Annotated in this window: 15 protein-coding genes and 1 pseudogene; 2 read left to right on the forward strand and 14 right to left on the reverse strand. The window is 61.7% G+C overall.

The genetic code is table 11. The features are described from left to right. Positions 1-8 precede the first annotated feature (8 nt). The 6 genes from AC0L2X_RS23830 to AC0L2X_RS23855 all read right to left on the reverse strand — a co-directional run bounded on the left by AC0L2X_RS23830 (position 9) and on the right by AC0L2X_RS23855 (position 7,621). Entirely contained in the window at positions 9-2,429 is a 2,421-nt protein-coding gene (locus AC0L2X_RS23830) for a polysaccharide biosynthesis tyrosine autokinase (RefSeq protein ID WP_473557597.1), read from the reverse strand. 149 nt (positions 2,430-2,578) lie between these two features. After that, the gene (locus AC0L2X_RS23835) at positions 2,579-3,475 is read right to left on the reverse strand and encodes a UTP--glucose-1-phosphate uridylyltransferase (protein WP_023676320.1); all 897 of its coding nucleotides are present in this window, start codon (positions 3,473-3,475) and stop codon (positions 2,579-2,581) included. 79 nt (positions 3,476-3,554) lie between these two features. After that, positions 3,555-4,505 carry a glycosyltransferase family 2 protein gene (locus tag AC0L2X_RS23840; RefSeq protein ID WP_473557600.1) on the reverse strand — a complete coding sequence of 317 codons (951 nt, stop codon included), beginning with the start codon at positions 4,503-4,505 and terminating at the stop codon, positions 3,555-3,557. Further along, positions 4,495-5,445, reverse strand: a complete 951-nt coding sequence (locus AC0L2X_RS23845; protein WP_473557603.1) for a glycosyltransferase family 2 protein — start codon at positions 5,443-5,445, stop codon at positions 4,495-4,497. Before AC0L2X_RS23845 ends, AC0L2X_RS23840 begins: the two co-directional genes overlap by 11 nt. Then, on the reverse strand, positions 5,445-6,437 hold the full coding sequence (locus AC0L2X_RS23850; protein ID WP_473557605.1) for a glycosyltransferase family 2 protein: 993 nt from the start codon (positions 6,435-6,437) through the stop codon (positions 5,445-5,447). The genes AC0L2X_RS23845 and AC0L2X_RS23850 overlap by 1 nt, the downstream gene beginning before the upstream one ends. An 11-nt stretch (positions 6,438-6,448) precedes the next feature. After that, positions 6,449-7,621, reverse strand: a complete 1,173-nt coding sequence (locus AC0L2X_RS23855; RefSeq protein ID WP_473557608.1) for a glycosyltransferase family protein — start codon at positions 7,619-7,621, stop codon at positions 6,449-6,451. A 303-nt stretch (positions 7,622-7,924) separates the two neighbouring features. Here AC0L2X_RS23855 and AC0L2X_RS23860 point away from each other — a divergent pair. Continuing rightward, positions 7,925-8,974: pseudogene (locus tag AC0L2X_RS23860) on the forward strand (polysaccharide pyruvyl transferase family protein); the annotation flags it as partial. A gap of 222 nt (positions 8,975-9,196) precedes the next feature. Here the strand turns inward: AC0L2X_RS23860 and AC0L2X_RS23865 are convergent. The 7 genes from AC0L2X_RS23865 to AC0L2X_RS23895 form a co-directional block, all read right to left on the reverse strand. Then, positions 9,197-10,660, reverse strand: a complete 1,464-nt coding sequence (locus tag AC0L2X_RS23865) for a lipopolysaccharide biosynthesis protein (protein ID WP_473557610.1) — start codon at positions 10,658-10,660, stop codon at positions 9,197-9,199. Continuing rightward, positions 10,657-11,895 carry a glycosyltransferase gene (locus AC0L2X_RS23870; RefSeq protein ID WP_473557613.1) on the reverse strand — a complete coding sequence of 413 codons (1,239 nt, stop codon included), beginning with the start codon at positions 11,893-11,895 and terminating at the stop codon, positions 10,657-10,659. The genes AC0L2X_RS23865 and AC0L2X_RS23870 overlap by 4 nt, the downstream gene beginning before the upstream one ends. A 112-nt stretch (positions 11,896-12,007) precedes the next feature. Then, positions 12,008-13,087 (reverse strand): glycosyltransferase, encoded by a 1,080-nt coding sequence (locus tag AC0L2X_RS23875; RefSeq protein WP_352487965.1) that lies wholly within the window; start codon positions 13,085-13,087, stop codon positions 12,008-12,010. Positions 13,088-13,118: 31 nt separating this feature from the next. Beyond that, positions 13,119-14,450, reverse strand: a complete 1,332-nt coding sequence (locus AC0L2X_RS23880; protein ID WP_473557615.1) for a UDP-glucose dehydrogenase family protein — start codon at positions 14,448-14,450, stop codon at positions 13,119-13,121. 85 nt (positions 14,451-14,535) lie between these two features. Then, entirely contained in the window at positions 14,536-15,402 is an 867-nt protein-coding gene (gene exoK, locus AC0L2X_RS23885; RefSeq protein WP_473557617.1) for an endo-1,3-1,4-beta-glycanase ExoK, read from the reverse strand. A gap of 132 nt (positions 15,403-15,534) precedes the next feature. Beyond that, the gene (locus AC0L2X_RS23890; protein WP_473557620.1) at positions 15,535-15,936 is read right to left on the reverse strand and encodes a hypothetical protein; all 402 of its coding nucleotides are present in this window, start codon (positions 15,934-15,936) and stop codon (positions 15,535-15,537) included. Between the two features lie 269 nt (positions 15,937-16,205). Then, a complete protein-coding gene (locus AC0L2X_RS23895; protein ID WP_473557622.1) occupies positions 16,206-17,228 on the reverse strand; it encodes a glycosyltransferase family 2 protein in 1,023 nt (340 codons plus the stop codon). Between AC0L2X_RS23895 and AC0L2X_RS23900 the strand changes: the two genes are divergently transcribed. Next, the gene (locus AC0L2X_RS23900) at positions 17,213-17,710 is read left to right on the forward strand and encodes a hypothetical protein (RefSeq protein WP_473557624.1); all 498 of its coding nucleotides are present in this window, start codon (positions 17,213-17,215) and stop codon (positions 17,708-17,710) included. The genes AC0L2X_RS23895 and AC0L2X_RS23900 overlap by 16 nt on opposite strands. Here the strand turns inward: AC0L2X_RS23900 and AC0L2X_RS23905 are convergent. Then, the gene (locus AC0L2X_RS23905) at positions 17,685-18,005 is read right to left on the reverse strand and encodes an exopolysaccharide production repressor exox (protein WP_352487957.1); all 321 of its coding nucleotides are present in this window, start codon (positions 18,003-18,005) and stop codon (positions 17,685-17,687) included. The genes AC0L2X_RS23900 and AC0L2X_RS23905 overlap by 26 nt on opposite strands. Positions 18,006-18,413 lie beyond the last annotated feature (408 nt).

An 18,413-nucleotide genomic window follows, 5' to 3' on the forward strand; every position in this document is an offset into this window, starting at 1 on the left:
ATCGTCGCTCAGGCGGCTGCCTTGGTGCGTGCTTCCGATTTTTCCAGATAGTAGCTCGAATATTTGTCGAAGAATTTTTCCGAGCCGCCGATCGCGCCATACTTGGGCAGTTTCTTCAGTTCGACCTTGTTCAGCACCGCGCCAATGATCTTCTTGGCGATGTAGGGCTCCGAGCTGAGCACGGATTGCACCATCGCACGCGGCGTGCGTCCCCACTCGGTGACCAGCACGAAGCCGTCGACAAGCGGAGCGAAGGCCTTGGCGTCGACGACAGGCCCGAGTGGCGGCAGATCGACGATGATGTATTCGAAGGTTTCCTTGGCGTTGTCGATGAAGCGGCGCATGCCGGCTGAAGACAGAAGCTCGCTTGTATGCGAAAACTGGCCACGTAGGACGGCCGGGATGATCGCCAGCTTGGTCTGCCGATCGATCTTGCCGACCGATTGCCAGGTCTGCCCGCTCACCACCGCTTCCATCAGGCCCTGCTCGGCCTCCATGCCAAGGCTGCGGCTGAGGCCGGGATTGCGCAGGTCGCCGTCGATCAGCAGCGTTTTCGATCCGTTGGCGGCAAGCAGTCCGGCAAGATTGGCCGCCACCGTCGACTTGCCTTCGCCGGGAAGCACCGAGACCACACCGATGACCCGGCTGCCCTGGCCTTCAATCACGACGTCGAAGGCAATCTTTGCGTTGCGCAGCGTCTCGGAGAACATCGATGCCGGCGCATCGACGGTTACTCGCATGCGCGCACGTTTTTCGGCTGCCGACAATGTTTTGGAGGGCTGGGATTTGGAGGACTTGGCGGTCCTGGATTCGACGACCTTGACGTCGGGCTGACCTCCGTCGCGCTGGTCGTCCTTGCCAGCCTTGCCGATGACCGGCAGGTAGCCGAGGAATTTGAGGCCGACGCGGTCGCGCACATCCTCGCCGGTCCTGAAGAAGCGTTCCCTGAATTCATTCAGGCCACCAACCCCTGCTCCCATCATTATGCCAAGCGCCAGCGAAAGCCCCAGCACGATAGCCGTGCGCGGGGTTGCGGCCGACTGCGGCATCGTCGCGTCCGAGATGACCCGGATCTTGCCGACTGGGAAGGATTGCTGCTGGGCGGCCTCCTCATAGCGGTTCAGGAACGTCTGGTAGAGCGTCGACAGCGCCGTCGCCTTCTGGTCCAGCTCACGCAGCTTGACCTGCGACTGGTTGTCGATGGAGCTCTTGCCAGCCGCCAAGGCGACATTTGCGCGGAGCGCGGTTTCGCGCGCCAGAGCGACCTCGTATTCGTTGCGGTAGCTTTCGGTCAGTTGCTTCAGCTCGCCGAAAATCTGCGCGGATATGTCGGCCTTCTCCTTGGCGAGCGCGACGGCCTGCGGATGTTGCGGGCCGAAATTGGCTTCGACGTCCTGCTGCCGCTTGGCGACGGTGAGATAGCGGTTCTTCAGCGTCGTGATGACCGAGCTGCTCGGCTGGTCATTCGATATCGCAGCGTCCTTGAACGCATTGTCCGAGCCGCTTTCGACGATCGACTTGTACTGCTGATAGCGGGCGCCGGCACGTGCGGTATCGGCCTGCGCGACGATCAGCTGGGTGTTGAGATCGGACAATTGCTTGTCGCTGATCAACTGGCCGTCATTGACAGCCAGTCCATGTTCGGCCCTGAACTTTTCGACCGCCAATGCGGCCGCCTGGGAGCTCTCGCGGAGCTCGGTCAGCCGGCCTTGCAGCCAGACCGCCGCCCGTTCGGTCGCGTCGAAGCTGGCATCGAGCTGATCGGCGAGATAGGCATCGGCATAGGCCTTGGTGATGGCGGTCGCAAGCGCCGGATCCGTCGCCTGGAAGGAGATGCTGATGACAAAGCTTCGGCCGATCCGCTCGGCGTCGAGTTGGTTCTGCAGCTTGAAGATTGCGTAGTCGCGGGGCGACGACGATGCGGTGATCGCGTCACGCGTCGCAGGATCAAGCTGAGTGACATCGGTTGTGCTAGCGGCGCGCTTGGGGCGGACCGACTGGATGATACCGCGCACAAAGCTTGCGACCTTCGAAATGGCCGATGTCGGAGGGTTCATGAAAGCGTCGTTCTGATCGAGCTTCAGCTTGTCGACGACCACCCCCGCCAGCCTGGCCGACTGCAAAATTTCGATCTGGCTTAGAACGGCGGAGTCGGTCTGCATGCTGACCGACGCCGCCGAAATGTCGTCGACGACCTTGTTCAATCCTTCGTCGATCAGCACGCTGCTCGTCGCCACATAGGTAGGAGGCGTCGTCTGCAAATAGAGCACGCCGAGAAAGAGACCGATGACGGCGCAGGCGGCAACCACTTTCGCCTGCCGCGCGGCCATGCCAAGCAGGCGCTCGATGTCGATGAAGTCTTCGGCGTTTGCCGCATTTGAAGCCGGCAACGGCGTCCTCTTGTCGACAGGAAAATTGGCATAGTTCATCTTCGGTCCAATTCTAGTTTGCAGGCGCTACCGCCTCGAAGGTCGGGACATAGGGTGCAAACCTTGCGCCGGACAGTGCGCGTTACGCGCGGCGCAACGGCCTGTCCTGCGTCATCAGCCGCACACACAATGCCTCAAAAAAATGGACATTATGCGGCTTCTTCCCGACGCTGATGCGACCGGACGAATTCCTGCAGCATCTCGAAGATCGGGCCCTTCATATCCTCCCGCGCCAGCGCGAAAGCCACGTTGGCCTGGATGAAGCCCTCCTTCGAGCCGCAGTCGAACATGCGGCCGTCGAAAGGCTGGGCGAAGAAGGCCTGGGTCTGTGCGAGACGCACCATTGCGTCGGTCAGCTGGATCTCGTTGCCGGCGCCCCGTTGCTGGCTGGCCAACAGCGAGAATATCTCGGGCTGCAGGATGTAGCGGCCGTTGATGTAGAAGTTCGACGGCGCATTGGCAGGAGCCGGCTTTTCGACCATGGCCGTCACCTCGAAGCCCGTACCGACATCCGCGCCGCGCCCGACAATGCCGTATTTGCTGGTCTCGGTCGGATCGCACCGCTCGACGGCGATAACGTTTGCGCCAGTCTGCGCATAAAGATCGGCGACCTCGGCGAGACACCCGCGCCCGCCGAAGGACACCATGTCCGGCAAAAGCAATGCGAAGGGTTCGTCACCGATGACTTCGCGCGCGCACCAGACGGCATGGCCGAGGCCTTGCGGCGACTGCTGGCGGATGAAGCTCGTCGCGCCGGCGACGGGAAGCAGGCTTTCAAGCGATTCGAGTTGCGCCTTCTTGCCGCTCTGCTCCAGGGTTCCGATCAGTTCAGGATGCAGGTCGAAATAGTCTTCGATCACCGCCTTGTTGCGGCCGGTGACGAAAACGATGTGCTCGATGCCGGCCTCAAACGCCTCGTCAACCGCATATTGCACGACAGGCCTGTCGACCACCGGCAGCATTTCCTTCGGCATGGACTTGGTCGCCGGCAGGAACCGCGTTCCAAGCCCCGCCACCGGTATGACTGCCTTCCTGACTTTTTTCATTGCATGTTCCTTCTGAGGAGATCGATTTCAACCTGTCGCAGGCGGCGAAAACTGTCTTCATCCATTCGCCTGCAGCCCTTCACCTCCCCGCCACCACGGCAAACTGTGCCGCTACCCTTCGCAGCCGGACGGCGATCGGCATGCCCATATGCCGAACCGCCGCCGGATCGCTGAGCGCCGTCCATATCGCCTTGAGCGGCGATCGCGCCTTGATGTGCTGAACCAGCGACAGGAATGATGCCGCCCGGCGCAGGCTGCGAGCGCGCCTGGCGAACGCCACCTCGGCCGCAGCATCCATGGAATGGGTCGCGGCGAAGGTGGCATCGGCCCTGCGCATCGCCTCGACGTGATGAAGTTCGAGCACCCGGGAGATGGAACCCGTGCGAATGTGGTAGATATAGCCCGTCGTCGGCTCGACCACGCATTTGCCGCCTTTGGCCAGAGCACTGGCCAGGAGGATATAGTCTTCGCCAATGATCAGGCTTTCATCGTAGCGAAGCCCGTTCTCGTTCAGGAACCGGCGCTGGAAGATCGGCTTGAGATAGCCGAGATTGAACCTCGATTCGAAGAGGACGTTGCCGCCGATGAAATCCGCCAGCGAGATTTCACCGAGCCCTTCCAGATAGTCGGCCGGGAACATCGTCTCTTCGGCAACGCCATCCTCGCGAACGACCTGCAGATTATCGACCGCGATCTCGGCGCCCGCTTTCTCCGCGCGTTCGATCATGGTGCAGATTCGCCCGGGATAGACCGCGTCGTCCGAATCTAGGACCGCGACCCACCTGCCGCGAGCAAGCTCAAGGCCGGCATTCCTGGCGCCACCGGGGCCACTGTTTTGCTCAAGCGCGACAACGCGTACGATGTCTTCGGGATAGGATCTCGCCAGGTCGAGCGTCCGGTCGCGCGACTTGTCGTCGACGACGATGACCTCGACGCTGACATTGCGCTGGGCGACGGCGCTGGCAATCGCCCGATCGATGGTCGCCTCGGCATTGTAGGCGGCAATCACGAAGCTCACGTCAGGCTGCACGCTTGCCCCCTTGCTGCGGCGAAGACAGGCCGTATTGGCGGATTTCACGAACCCCGACGAGGCCGCTGACGACGCCGACATGCATAATGCCGCGAAGCAGGCTGCGGTTCCGGCGTACGGGGTCGATGGCGACCGGAATTGCCGACAGGAAACTGTAGCCGGCCTTTGCCGCGGCAATTCCGACTTGCTTGAGCCGGGCAAGGCCGTGTGCGTTGCGCCCCAGAAGATGACCGTGCGTCTGCCCGACGCGGAACCGGCGGCGGCCGAGCCAGTCGAATGCCGCCCTGGCAGGTGGCACCGCTTCGTCGACCCGAGCCTCCGGCGAAAAGGCGATGCGGCCGCCGGCCTTGACCATCTGGTCGAAGAATTCCGTGTCTTCGCCGCCGGTCTGGCCACGTGCCAGGCTGAAGCGCCGGCCGCGCAGGCTCTCAGCACCAATCCTGAGCAGGACGTTGCAGGTGTAGCCGGTGCGGATCTCGCCGCTCAACCAGACCGGCAAGGTCGAGTGGAAATCACCTTTGCGCATCCAGGCGGGCGCATCCGGCAGGTAACGGGCTTGCACCGGCCCAAGCACCGTCGCAGCACCAGTTGCTTCCGCCGTCGCAACCAGTTCGGCAAGCCAGCCAGCGGTAGCTATCTCGTCGTCATCGATAAAGGCGACGAAATCCGCCGCACTGGCATCGAGGCAGGCGTTGCGCGCGATCGAGATGTTGCGGGCCGGAGCGTGCCGGTAGGTCACCGGCAGCTTCAACTCCCCCGCCAGCTTGGCGACCAGCGTTTCAGCCGTCGGCGTATCGTCGTTGTCCGCGATGATGACACCGACGTCGAACCCCGTGGGCATATCCATGGCCGCTATGGAGCTAAGCGTGTCGGCAAGCTCCGGCCGGCGAAATGTGCAGACGCAGATATCGATGCTTCGATTTTTCCTGACCGGGTCCATCACGCTACCCCGCGCTGCGGTCGCGGTGCGAGCAGTTGCAGCCAGAAACCGACCGACCAGCCGAAATGCATGACCATTGCCGAGACCCCGGCAAGCGCAATGTCGGCTTTGCGCTGGCTGACGGCGGTCCAAAAGCCGTAGCCGAGGCAGACCGACGCCCATAGCAAAAACGGCACGGCCGCCAGCCAGTGGACGAAGGAAAAGGCGGCGAGAAGAACCACGGGGAACACCAGAAGCGGCACCATCTGCCGGATCTTCGGGATCATGCGGTGCTTGAGAACGTTCCTCGCCCGGCCACGGCCATAGCCGAGATACTGAAAATAGAGGCCCTTCAGCGAGGAGCGCGGGTAGTAGATCATTTGCGTCTTGCCGGTCATCCAGATGCGGTAGCCGGCCTGGCGGAGCCGATAGTCGAGTTCGGCATCCTCATTGTGGCTGAACGTCTCGTCATAGCCGCCGACCGCGGTGAAGGCCGATATCCGCATCAGCGCATGGTGGCCATGATCGACCCATTCCCCCGCCGAAAGGTGCCGGTGCTTGGAGCCGCCGGTGCCGAGCCTGGAGTTCTGCGCCGCCGCCGCTGCTTTCTGCACCATGCCGCTGCCACTGGTCAGCATCGAGACGACGACCGAATCCGCGCCGGTGGCCTGCGCTTCTTCGACCAGCCGGTCGCAATAATCCGCGGGATAGCCGCCATGCGCGTCGATGCGAATGAGATAGTCGACGCCGTTCCCGAGTCTGGCGACGGCGAGATTGATCGCCGCGCTCTGCAAGCGCTTTTCATTGTGCAGCAGGATCACCCGCTGATCTTTTGCGGCGATGTCCGCGACGATCGTCCTGGTGCCGTCCGTGCTGCCGCCATCGGCAACGATGATCACGGCGCCCAGCCTCTCGGCCACAGGGCGGAGCTCTCGAAGCAACGTGCCGATATGGGCCGCTTCGTTCAGGCACGGAACCACGATCATGCAGGATGGAATGTCGGTTTGCGTCATCGGCAGTCCTTCTATGCCAATGCTTCGGCAGCATATGGACCGGGAGCCGCAGTCAGCCCGCGGAGCTTTTCGACGAGCGCCCGGCAATCGGCGCGGTCGTAGCTCCAGGTGCGCGGATTGCGGGCGAGAACACGCGCCTTCAATGTCTCGAACCGATGCTGCTCAATCGTGCCGACGGCGGCTTCGAGCGCCTCGGGCGTGGCTTCTGGCAAAAGAACCCCAATGCCTTGCCGGTCGAGGAATCGGCCGGTTTCGGTGGCTCCCATCGAAATCGGCACGGCTCCGAAGCGGCAGCCCTCATAAAGCCGGTTGGGCAATAGCCATTCGGAGTTCAGGCCCTGCTCAAAAAAGTCGATGGCCCAGGAAAAGTGAACCTCGCGGTAGATCGCCGCCATATCCTCGGGATTGCGGTAGGGACCGCCAAACGAGAGCCAGGGCTCCGATTCGACGAAACCGTGGAAATCGGGAAATTCGGACAGCGCCGGCCGGCCCCTGAGGACGATTTCAAAGCGGCCGTCGAGGCGGCGCGAGAAGTCGGCCAGAAGCTCCAGGGAACGGCGGCAGCGGAGCGCCCCGAACCAGCCGATCCGCCAAGGCGGCGCAACGGGGTTCTCCGGCGCCGCCCGGTCATCCAGCGGGGGCGCGGCCGGCTCGAAATACTTGTTTTCGAGCAGTTCGACCGGGGCGGCAATCTGTCCGAACGGCTTGAAATAGTTGGCGATGAAGGCCGGAGAGCTGGTCACCAGAAGCTTCACATCCCTGGCCAGGAAGCGTTCTGCGCCGCGCATCGCCCAGCCCAGCGGATCGTCGCGAAGCAGCAGGCGATGAATGTCCAGGCACTCGTAGACGATCGGCACCGTTGCCTGGAAGGCCGACCTCGCGCGGCGGGCAAGCGCCAGCATTTCCAGATTGCGCGCGATAATGAGGTCGGGCCGTGGCATTGAGCCCAGCTTCGAGCCGGTCGAGACCACCGCCTTCATGATCGCGGCCAGACGTTGGGCGAATCGGCCATCACGAGTCGGGCCGAGATCGATCGGCTGCAAGCCCTCGACATCAGCAACTGCGCTTGCCGTACGACGAAAGCCGGCCAGCGTAACCTGGGCGCCGCCTGCCTTGAGCATTATGATCCGCCGGCGCACTGCCGGGTCGGAGACGTCGTGTACCAAGTACAAGACATGCAGCATGAAAACTCGACCGCTGTTGGCCCGCCCGCTACGATGCTAGTACAGCTCTTGCTGCATCGCAACATTTTTGGTTGCAGCGTAACAAAGATCCACATTTTTTGTTGCACTGCAAAATCGATGGGTTAATCTCGCTCTGCTTGGGCCGCATGGACCGCGCGTTGGCCTGCCATCGGGCTGCGCGCCAATAATCACGACGCGAGGACCATCCTTGGCGTGCAGCATTTTCGGCCAACCCGCCTGCAATCCGCCCCCTTCGCACCCGTCGATGGAAGCACGGGACTACTCACGAAATGAGGTCATTCCATGAAGATCGCGGTTGAAAACACCGTCTGCCTGAATACCGGGGATGCAGCGATCCTCCTGGCGATCCGCCATGTTTTCAAGACGATCGTGCAAGAAGATATCCAGTTCTACGTCTTCGACAGCCAGCCGGAGGTGGCGGCGAGGCTCTACACGAAGAAGGACTATCCGGATCTCGCATTCCACAAGCTGCTGTCGGAATCGCTGTTCCGCTACAAATACGGCAGCGGACTGAAGAACCTGTTCAAGCCGCTCTACAATCGGCTCGTGCTCACTGCCCTGCGGCGGTTCGGCACCGGCGTTCTCGGGCGTTTTTTCAGCCCAAGCAATCGCCGTGGTCTCGACATCTACAGAGACGCCGACCTCGTGGTCACGACAGGCGGAACCTATCTCGTCGAGACCTACAATCTGGAGCGGCGGCTCAATCAATTCCGGATTGATGCGATTCTGGGCAAGGACCCCGTCTTCTTCACGCAATCGCTCGGCCCGTTCAACAAAAGTTACAATCGCCAGGAGTTGAGCCCGATCTTCGACCGGAGCCCGCTCATCCTGCTGCGCGACGAACGTTCGAGAGGCCACATTGTGGACATGGTGAAAGACCCCGGCAAATGCCACGTCGTGGCCGACGCCGTCTTTGCCCTGGCCGACACCGACAGGATCGGAAAAATTCTGGCCTCCGGCCAGTCGACAACCGTCACCGGCCGCGTCGCCATTTCCGTCCGTCACTGGAACTATGTCAGCGACGGCGAGGGTGGCATGCGCCGCTACATCGACTCGATCCGCGAGATCGCGACCATCCTGGTCAGGGACCACGCCAAGGAGGTCACCTTCGTCTCCACCTGCCAGGGCGTGCCGGAATACGCCCATGATGATTCCAAGACGGCGCGGACGATTGTTGCCGAACTCGATCCGGAGATCGCCAAGCATGTCAGCGTGGACGCTTCGTTCCACACGCCGGAGCAACTGATGGCACTGGTGAAGGGCTTCGACTTCGTCGTCGCAACGCGCATGCACATGATGATCATGTCGCTCTGCGTCGGCACGCCGGTGCTGCCGATTGCCTATGAATTCAAGACCAAGGAACTTGCCAAGCGGATCGGCGTCGCCGACCTGCTGCTCGACATCGACACGGTGACGCCCGAGGAAGCGAGCGAGAAGCTCGGCAGACTTACCGCCAATCTCGACCTCTATCGCAGGACGAGCCTTCAGGCAGTACTTGAGGAGCATACGTCGGCGATGTCGGCGGGTGCGCTGTTGAGGCCGGTGATTGCCGGCCTAGCGGGCGTTGCGCATGGCGCTGGAAAGCGTGCTGAACAGGGCGCTGCGCGACTGGCGAAGGGCAAGCATGAGGACCAGTCCGATCGAATAATTGAGGGCAACCGCCAGGACCACCGCGAGCAGGTCTGACTGGCCGGTCAGCGATGCCGGCAACTCGCGGTAGACGGACCAGGCAAGCAGCGACGAGGCTATGAAAAGCCCCTGCATGACCAGGAAGTCGGCTGCGGTCACCGGGCCGACCCGGTGGACAAGAACGGCAAGTACCGGGACGCGCAGCACATAGCCGCTGATCGCGTAGGCCGCCGCGACACCGACGGCGCCCCAGTGCAATCCGATGATGAAGGCGGCGACCGTCGTCAGCGACGAGTAGATGCCCCAGTGGAACATGGTCTTGGTCTTGCCCTGGCAGATGAAGATCCATCCGGTGGTGCTCGAGACGGACTGGATCAGGCTGGCAATGCCCAGCCAGGCGAAGATCGGCGCCACCGCCGTCCAGCGCTCGCCGAAGAGAAGCCCGACGACCTGGTCCGACGTCAACGTCAGCGCCGCGATGCCGGGCATGGTGATGGCCGCCAGCATCCAGTTGGTTCGCACATAGATATCGCGAAACCGTGCCTTGTCCTCATGGATGCGGCTCAGCAGCGGCACCATCACGCGTGTCAGCGGCTGGTTGATGTTCTGCAGCGGAAACAGCAGGAGCTTGTAGGCGCGGTCATAGTAGCCGAGTTCGATCGCGCCCGAATATTTTCCGATCAGGATGTTGTCGAGATTGCGCGAGAAGAAGTTGGCCAGATTGAAGCCGGTCAGATTGGCGCCGAACGATAATATGTCGGTATCGACCTTCAGGTCCGGCCGTGACGGCGTCCAGCGCGCCACCTGCCATGCCGCGGCGAGCGCGACAACAGCCGAAACCGCCGGGCCGATGACCAGCGACCAATAGCCCAGCCCCGCATAGGCGGCCACTGCGGTAGTCGCAAGTCCGGCAGCGGCGGTAATCACATCGTTCAATGCGAGCTGGCCAAAGCGCAAATGGCGGTTCATCAGCGCCAGCGGCACCGCGGCGAGACTGCCAAGAAGCAGCGGCAAGGCAGAGCCGATGGTGATCCCGACCATGCGTTGATCGCCATAGAAGGCAGCGATGGCGGGCGCGAGGCATGCAACCACCACGGCACTGCCCAGCCCCACCAACGCACTGATCCAGAATACCTGGTTGAGCTGCTCGGTGCTGATGTCCTTGCGCTGGACCACGGCCTGCTGCAGGCCAAGGTTTTGAAGCAGTCCGACAAAGGCCACGATCGGCCCGACGGAAGCCACCAAGCCGAAATCCTCGGGCACGAGCAGACGCGCAAGCACGATGACCGAGAGAAACTGGATCGCCATCTTGAAGCCTTGCGCGCCGATCGTCACCACGCCGCCGCGCAGGGCGACGCGACCGAACTGGGGGGGCGGGTTGGCATTCATGCCGGGTGCCTGGCTTCGGCCAGCTGGGCAACGATCTGCGCAAAACGTTCGTTGAGCACGTCCGCGTTGAAATCCTGCTCGATCTTACGGCGCGCCGCACGTGCGATGCGTTCGCATTTGTCCGGGTTCTCGGCCACCCAGACAAGCTTGCGGGCCAACGCCGCAACGTCTCGCTCCGGTGCGAGGAAACCTGTCTCCTGATCCTCGATCAGCTCGGGGATGCCCGAGTGATAGGTGCTGACCACGATCAGTCCGGCGGCCATGGCCTCCATCAGCGCCACCGGAATACCCTCTAGATCGCCGTCTCGCGCGGCAACGCTGGGCAGCAGGAATACGTGGGCATCTCGCAGGCGGTGCTTGACCTCGGCGTGCGGACGCGGCCCGAGGAAAGTCACCCGGTCGGCAATGCCGAGATTTGCGGCGAGCTTCTTCAACTCTTCCAGCAATTCGCCACCGCCAATTACCGAATAGACCCAGTCACGCCGCGGCAGGCTGGCCAGCGCCCGAAGGGCGAATTCGATGCCCTTCTTTTCGGTCAGCCGGCAGACCGAGATGAAGGACAGTGTGTCCCGTTCCCAGGAACGCCAATGGTAGCCGATCTCACCGGGCCGCACGCCCATATGGTGAACCATGACCTGCGCGGGGGGTGCGCCGACGCCGATCAGGGCGTCGCGAAAAAACGCGTTCACCGGCAGCTGGAGAACGCCCTTTTCGAAGACGACCTTGTAGCGCGTGAGCGTGTTGTCATGCAGCGGTTCGCCGACATCGCGGCCGTGGAATATGGTCACCAGCGGAGCGGAAATCCGGCCTCGTTTCATGGCGCGGGCGACGCGCATGCCGTTATTGCCGAAATGCGCGACGATCACATCGGCGTTCTGCAATTTGCGCGCAAAAGCGATGTCGACAGCGGTCGAGAGCTTATCCCAGAACCTGCCCGACCATCTCCTGAGCGTCGGGCGAAAGCGCCCTAGCCCGCCCCACCAGCAGACGACCTTGCCAGGGAGAGCCTGCCAGCGGCGATCGTCGATGTTGCTGTCCTTGCCGAAGGATGTCTCGTTGCAGACGACGCCGACTTGCATGCCGCGCTCGAGGCACCCTTCTATCTGGTCGAGGACGAAGGTCTCCGACAAAGAGGGGAACTTATCAACTACGAAGCAAATCTTCATCGAATGGACGATCTTTCGAGGCCGGTCGATCGGCTCGCGCGGATGAGGGCTGATGCCCGTCGCCGCCATGCGAGGCGCTTCAAGCGTCTGGTGTTGTGCGTGATGTTGTCCCAAGCCATCCCCTCGGGTCAGGCGCGAACGCTGGCTTTTACGCGACATGCATGGTTTTGGACGAAATGCATCAGGCGGCACGCTCCAGCGCGCCTTGCCTGGCGCGGTCGAGAACGCCGAGAAAAGTCGCGAACTGGCTGTCGGGGTTCATTTGCGGCCGCTCCGAAAACAGCTGCGCCGCCGCCGATAGGCGGTCGTACTCGGCCTTGTCGCTCCATAGCCGCCTGACCGCGGCGACCCAGTCGTCGAGCGGTGCGTCGTAGTCGAGCACCACGCCGCCGGCGCCAATCGCTTCCGGCAGGCCACCGCGACGGGACCCGACGACTGGAATGCCGCTGCAATGGGCCTCGGATGCCACCCGCCCCCAGGCCTCTTCCCATTTGCTGGGCGCCAGCAGGATCTTGGTGCGGCCGTAGACGGTCTTCATGTCGCTGGTGCGGCTTTCCAGCCTGACGTTGCGCAGCGGCGCGATGATCTGTTCGATCTGCGCCCGGTGGTCGTCGTCGAGCTTCCAGCTTTCGACGAACAGGAACGGGATTTCGGGGCATTGGCCGGCGATGCGCACGGCGAGTTCGAACCCTTTTTCATTGTAAGGATTGATCAGCGTGACGAATTCGCCGGTGGTCGGCGTGCTATAGAGCCCGGGATTGATGGTCGGTGGAATCACGGTCGAATCGATGCCGAACTTTTCCTTATAGGTGCGCGCGGTGAATTCGGAGTTGGCGATATAAAGCGCCGAATGCAATTCGCGCAGGTCGCCGGCCAATTCGTGGAATTCGACGTTCCGCAGGTAGACCACTAGTGGCACGCCGAGCGCCTGCAGCGCCTTTCCGATCGGCACCGATTTGTGGCACTGCACGACGGCGACATCGGGATCGAGCCGTTCGACCGCGAAGCGCGCCGCCTCCCAGGGAAACCATGCCCGCACGACCGGATAGCCGGGATAGCTGTCGATGACCGCACGCTGGCGAAGCAGTTTCATCTTGGCGCGCGCCTTGAAACCGAACATGCCGTCACCGAACAGCGCCGCCAGAACCGAGGCGTCATGACCGTGCTCGCGCAGCTGCTCGACCAGATGGTGCGTGCTCGACTGAACGCCACCGCTGAACTGCGGGGTGTAGCCGTTGCCGCCTGCAAACAGAACTTTCATGGACCTGGCTCCTTGCTGGACCGCCCTGGCGTCACGCCGCCATTCTGCCGATGCTGTGGTATTCGATGCCGTGGCGGGCGATGACCTTGGGGTCGTAGAGGTTGCGTCCGTCGAAGATGACGGGCGTGGTTAGCGCGTTCTTCAGGGCATCGAAGGACGGTGCGCTGAAGCTCTTCCACTCGGTCACGATCAAGAGCGCGTCGGCGCCTCGCAGCGCGGCCTCCTTGGTGCCACACAGTTGCAGGTCGTCGCGCAGCCCGTAGATCGCCTGGCATTCCTGCATCGCCTCCGGATCATAGGCCTGGACATTGGCACCGGCGGCCCAGAGCGCTTCCATCAGCGTGCGGGCCGGGGCCTCGCGCATGTCGTCGGTATTGGGTTTGAAGGCCAAGCCCCACAGAGCAAATGTCTTGCCCTTGAGATTGCCCTTGAAATAGCGGTCCACCTTCTCGAACAGGACCGACTTCTGCTGGTTGTTGCGCTCCTCGACGGCACGCAGCAGCTTGGCGTCGAACTTGACGGCCTCGGCGGTCTTGATCAGGGCACGCACATCCTTCGGGAAGCACGAGCCGCCATAGCCGAGGCCCGGATAGATGAAGTGGTAGCCGATCCGCGGGTCGCTGCCGATGCCCTTGCGGACCTCCTCGATGTCGGCGCCCAGTTGCTCGGCCAGGTTGGCCATTTCATTCATGAAGCTGATCTTGGTCGCCAGCATGCAATTGGCCGCGTATTTGGTGAACTCGGCACTGCGCACGTCCATCACGATCATCTTTTCGTGGTTGCGGTTGAACGGCGCGTAGAGCTCGCGCATCACCGCCTCGGTGTCCTCGTTGCTGGTGCCGACTATGATGCGGTCGGGCTTCATGCAGTCGCTTACAGCGGACCCTTCCTTGAGGAATTCCGGATTGGAGGCGACGTCGAAAGCCAGATCCTCGCGCCCGCGCGCCTTCAGCGTTGCAGCGATCCTGGCCTTTATCCTTTCGCAGGTGCCGACGGGCACGGTCGACTTGCCGACGACGATCTTGGGCTCCTCCATCTCACGACCGATGGCCTCGGCGACGGCCAGCACATATTTGAGGTCGGCCGAACCATCCTCGCCCGGCGGCGTGCCGACGGCGATCATCTGGATCTGGCCATGCCTGATCGCCGCGGCGGCGTCGGTGGTGAACTTGATGCGGCCGGCGGCATGGTTCTCCTTGACCATGTTTTCGAGCCCCGGCTCGAAGATCGGGACATGACCCTGGTTGAGCCGCTCGACCTTTTTTGCATCGATGTCGACACAGACCACCTGATGGCCGACTTCGGCAAGCACCGCTGCCTGTACAAGACCGACATAGCCGATTCCAAAGACAGTCAAATTCATTCGGTTTCATTCCTGTTCAAGGCTTCGGGCCTGTTCGAGCTTCGGGCTTCGGACCATCTTCGGCCCGGCCGGTTCAGATGCGCTTCTAGTTTGTGTTGCATGCCAGCGATTCCGGGAATTGGCAGGGCTGGCCAAGTGCGGTGAATGCAACGCGATCCACCTGCATCGTGAGCTTGCGGCCGGGATCCGAGAACGGCCCCATCCAGCCCTTCATCGTATCGCTGCCCCACAGGCTGAAATAGATCCTTTGCGAATGGGTGGGCAATTTCGCCGGATCGGTGATCTCGTGGACAAGCTTGCCGTTGATGTACCAGCGCAGCCGGTCCTTTTCCCAGACGAAGGCGTAGTCGTTGAAGGCCTTGTCGGTGCCGCCGGCGACGTCGACCAGTTTCTCGTTCTTGCCTTTGCCGGCTATGTAGGCGTTGACCTGGACCTTGGACGTGTCCTTGGTCAGCACCTCGAAATCGATTTCATCATGCGGCTGCTTGTCGGCATCGCCGACGAAGCTGAAGAATGCCGCGTTGACGCCGGAGCCCGTGTCGGTCTTCATCCGCGCCTCGTAGGTGCCGTAGCCGAAGCGCTGCTTGGTCTGGATCTCGGCGCAGGCGAATTCGCGATCCTTCAGCTTTCGCTTCTCGAAACCGAGCGTCAGCATGCCGTCGGAAAGCCCGATCAGGCTTTTGGACCAGGTGCAGTTTTGATGCTTGCCGTTAGTCCAGCCGTCGGAAATGTACCAGCGCGCGCGACTGAGGCTGGTGAAATCATCGACAAAGGACGGCGCGGTTGGGAGATCCTGGGCGCGGACGGGCACCAGGCCCGCAACCAGGCTGACGAGAACGACCAGCAGAAACGCGCCGTCTGGACGGAGCCGCCGCAGCTTGCCTGGGATCGGGCGCGCGAACGGGGTGCCGCGGGTTGCCGGGGCGGACGTGCTTTTAGGATCTGCATTCATGTCAAACTCACCTTGTGCTGTGCGCCCCCAAAGCGATCGTTCGAACCGTGACGAAACAACCTGATCTTGACCTCTGTCGCTCCCAAGCTCCGTGTTGTGCCTAAAACCATTACGCCGACCCGGGGTGTTCGCTCAGCCCGTACCGGAATCGGCAGGCTTCACAAAATCGCTCCTTATGTCGGGGTCGTTCTGCCGCCTCCGTTCGAAGATTTCATCCAGCGAATGACGGAGATCCTTCATCATCTGCATCTGGCGCGACAACGCTGCGATGCGCCGCTCGCAATTCAGGATCGACCTGGTCAGTTCGCCGACTTCTGAAGACCTGCGAGAGGAGACCGCTCCGTTCTCCATGGCCTCGACCAGAAAGGCGGCATTGGTGGCCGTTGTCCTGTAGCGGTTCTCAAGTCCGCTCTTCTCCGCCTCGACTTCGGCCGCGATCTGGTCCAGCAGCCTTGCCAACCGATCGAGGCGCGAGGTGTCGGTCTGCGTGTCGCGCGCCGGATCTCTCGATCGGAAGCGAAAGATCGAGGCCATGCAGTCAGCGCCCCATCATCGTCGAGCTGGTGAACGGCCTTGGTGCCCGTCCACATTCGAAAGACATTTCTTGCATCGTCCAGCTCCTCCGACAGGGGATGTCTCGGGCCAGTTCGGTTGGCCGTCCAAAATTGCTGCACCGCAACATAGATTGCCATTCCCTGCGCGGATAGGCAACCACCTAGATCGTAAACTCATGAATCTCGTTGAAACGGTGCGAGCCGACAGAAGGGTAAGGGAGTAGCTACCGCCGTCGCACGTTGACGGGCCTAGCTTTCGCCAGCCGTGCTGGTTCCGGCCATGAGGAAGCGCAGCGGCGGCACATGCTGACGTTTCGCGGTGAGGCCAGCGCGGCGAAACAGCGCATCCAGCTTGTCGGAGGCGACGCCGCGGACGACGGCTGTGAGGTTGGACGGGCCGGCCAAGGCGTAGGCCGCGGCCGGCGCCAGCCCGCGCTCAGCCTTGACGTCTAAAAACTTCCGCAACCGGTATTTGTCGCGGATGTGCCGCTCGTGCCTTCTCAGCGCAGCCTTCGATGCCTCCGGCAAACTGTCGATCGCCAGCAGTGCCAGGTCGGCATCGGCCAGATGCTTGAGGTCCTGGGTCTTGTGCCGTCCGCTCAGCGAATCGGCGCGCACGATCGCGCCGTAGCCACAGGATTTGATGACCTTGAAGCGCGCACCATGGGCAACCGCGCGCGCATAGAGTTCATAGTCTTCACCCAAGCGCAGCTTCTCGTCGTAGCGCAGCCCATACCGATCGAGGAAGGCGCGGCTGATCAGTGGCTTGAGGAAGCCCAGTTCCCCTCGTTGCACACGGCGCCTGGAGATGTTGGCGTCGATGAAACCCTCGAAATCGAGGAATTCCGGTTCGGGCGAGAACGGTGGAGCGACGATTTTCGAAACATCAGTTGCCGCGTCGTCCCTGACAAGCATGATGTTGTCTGCAGCGAAATCCCAATCGGTGCTGGCGAACAGTCTGTGAAACCTGCCTTCGAAAAAGAAATCATCAGCGTCCAGAATGCTGATGAACGGCGACCTGGAACCGGCTATCGCGGCGTTGCGTGCAAAGGATGGGCCGCGATTGACGTCGAAGCGGATGACGGAAAGGCGGCCCGTGCCGTCGCCGGCCGCGTGGGCGACTTTCGCGGTATCGTCGGTGGACGCGTCGTCGACGACGACAACTTCCGCAACCTCAGGCTCGCGTAATGCCGATGCAATGGCAGCCGGGATTGTGCGCGCCGCATTGCGGGCGGCGATGATCACGCAGACCTGGGATGATGTCATGGACATGCCTCTCGATTGCAGAAGTCGTTGCGGATTTCCTCGCCTCGTCCGCTCAATGCCCCATCGCCCATCTGAAATGCATCGGCCGAAATGCCTATGCTGCAATTGCGAAGCAAGCATCGCCAAAATCATCGACGCCGTCCAGTTTTTCATTTTGCTGGGTGTCATGGCCCGGTTGGGCAGGCGGCGAGCCTCAATCGGGATGGCTCCAGAAATGCGCCGCTTGGCAGAGCCGTTCCTACACGCTCCATCAGAGCGCTCGACTGGCAGAAAACCAGTTGCTGATCCTCGCCGACCGGACGGCGGTGGGGCGGAGCGAGAGCGTCGAGGCCCGCAGTGTCAAGGATTTGAAAGAACAGGAATGCCGACTGCCGGTGTTGTTGAGGCGAGCAATTCGTCAGAGGACCGGCGAGCTTGACCCACAGGTCACAGGGACATCGCAGACCACGGCCAGGCCCGAAATCAGTGAAGGCCTCTCCTGGCGCTGAGTTTCTCGCCCTCGGCCGCTTCGTTCGAACTCAGCTTTCGTTCTGTGTCGCGAATTTTGTCGGCCGGGGTCGGGGCATTTCTGGCGACCATGGCAAAGACCAGCAGAAAATAACCGAGTTGGATGACTATGGCACAGCCGATGACGCGAAAAAGCGTCGTACCGAGCGAGGCGCCGCCCAAATAGGACCAGACGATCACGATCGCCAGCGCAAAACACATTCCGATAATGAACTTTGGCAGTGACATACCCGATAGCCCATCAACCGGCTCGGGAAAAAATGTCGACAAGCCCACCCCGAGCACCTCCCTTAAACTCTGCGAGCTTATTTAGGTTGCCCGCTTCTGGCCGGTTGCTTCCGGCCTAGCCCAATCTGTCCATAGTCCGACAGAAACAATTTGCAACTCTATTGAGCCGCGCAATAGGCGGCAAGGGCAGCTGCGGAATAATTTTAAACGAATCCTCGGGATCGACTCTGCCATGGTGCAATGCACACGTCGGCATCACCACTGATTGCCGGATATCGACTCGCTCTAGTAAGAGTTATAATATCGACTAGTATTTTATCATGAGATCAGTCGATATTTTGAAATTCTAAATGACGGCAAAGCTCCGTAGCAGCGTATAAAGAGCGAATCGCCTAAAATCAGCCCCAAAATTGGACTAGCTTTTCCAAAATTGCCCATAATCTGTCTCTTTTGCGA

Source organism: Mesorhizobium sp. WSM4828, from assembly GCF_055811175.1.

What these genes read in the sequence shown, in the direction of transcription:
- AC0L2X_RS23835 (WP_023676320.1), bottom strand. Translation starts at nt 3,475, where the DNA reads ATGAAAAAAGTCAGGAAGGCAGTCATACCGGTGGCGGGGCTTGGAACG.
- AC0L2X_RS23900 (WP_473557624.1), top strand. Translation starts at nt 17,213, where the DNA reads ATGATGTCATGGACATGCCTCTCGATTGCAGAAGTCGTTGCGGATTTC.
- AC0L2X_RS23850 (WP_473557605.1), bottom strand. Translation starts at nt 6,437, where the DNA reads ATGACGCAAACCGACATTCCATCCTGCATGATCGTGGTTCCGTGCCTG.
- AC0L2X_RS23890 (WP_473557620.1), bottom strand. Translation starts at nt 15,936, where the DNA reads ATGGCCTCGATCTTTCGCTTCCGATCGAGAGATCCGGCGCGCGACACG.
- AC0L2X_RS23870 (WP_473557613.1), bottom strand. Translation starts at nt 11,895, where the DNA reads ATGGCGGCGACGGGCATCAGCCCTCATCCGCGCGAGCCGATCGACCGG.
- AC0L2X_RS23845 (WP_473557603.1), bottom strand. Translation starts at nt 5,445, where the DNA reads ATGGACCCGGTCAGGAAAAATCGAAGCATCGATATCTGCGTCTGCACA.
- exoK (WP_473557617.1), bottom strand. Translation starts at nt 15,402, where the DNA reads ATGAATGCAGATCCTAAAAGCACGTCCGCCCCGGCAACCCGCGGCACC.
- AC0L2X_RS23880 (WP_473557615.1), bottom strand. Translation starts at nt 14,450, where the DNA reads ATGAATTTGACTGTCTTTGGAATCGGCTATGTCGGTCTTGTACAGGCA.
- AC0L2X_RS23865 (WP_473557610.1), bottom strand. Translation starts at nt 10,660, where the DNA reads ATGAATGCCAACCCGCCCCCCCAGTTCGGTCGCGTCGCCCTGCGCGGC.
- AC0L2X_RS23830 (WP_473557597.1), bottom strand. Translation starts at nt 2,429, where the DNA reads ATGAACTATGCCAATTTTCCTGTCGACAAGAGGACGCCGTTGCCGGCT.
- AC0L2X_RS23875 (WP_352487965.1), bottom strand. Translation starts at nt 13,087, where the DNA reads ATGAAAGTTCTGTTTGCAGGCGGCAACGGCTACACCCCGCAGTTCAGC.
- AC0L2X_RS23855 (WP_473557608.1), bottom strand. Translation starts at nt 7,621, where the DNA reads ATGCTGCATGTCTTGTACTTGGTACACGACGTCTCCGACCCGGCAGTG.
- AC0L2X_RS23895 (WP_473557622.1), bottom strand. Translation starts at nt 17,228, where the DNA reads ATGTCCATGACATCATCCCAGGTCTGCGTGATCATCGCCGCCCGCAAT.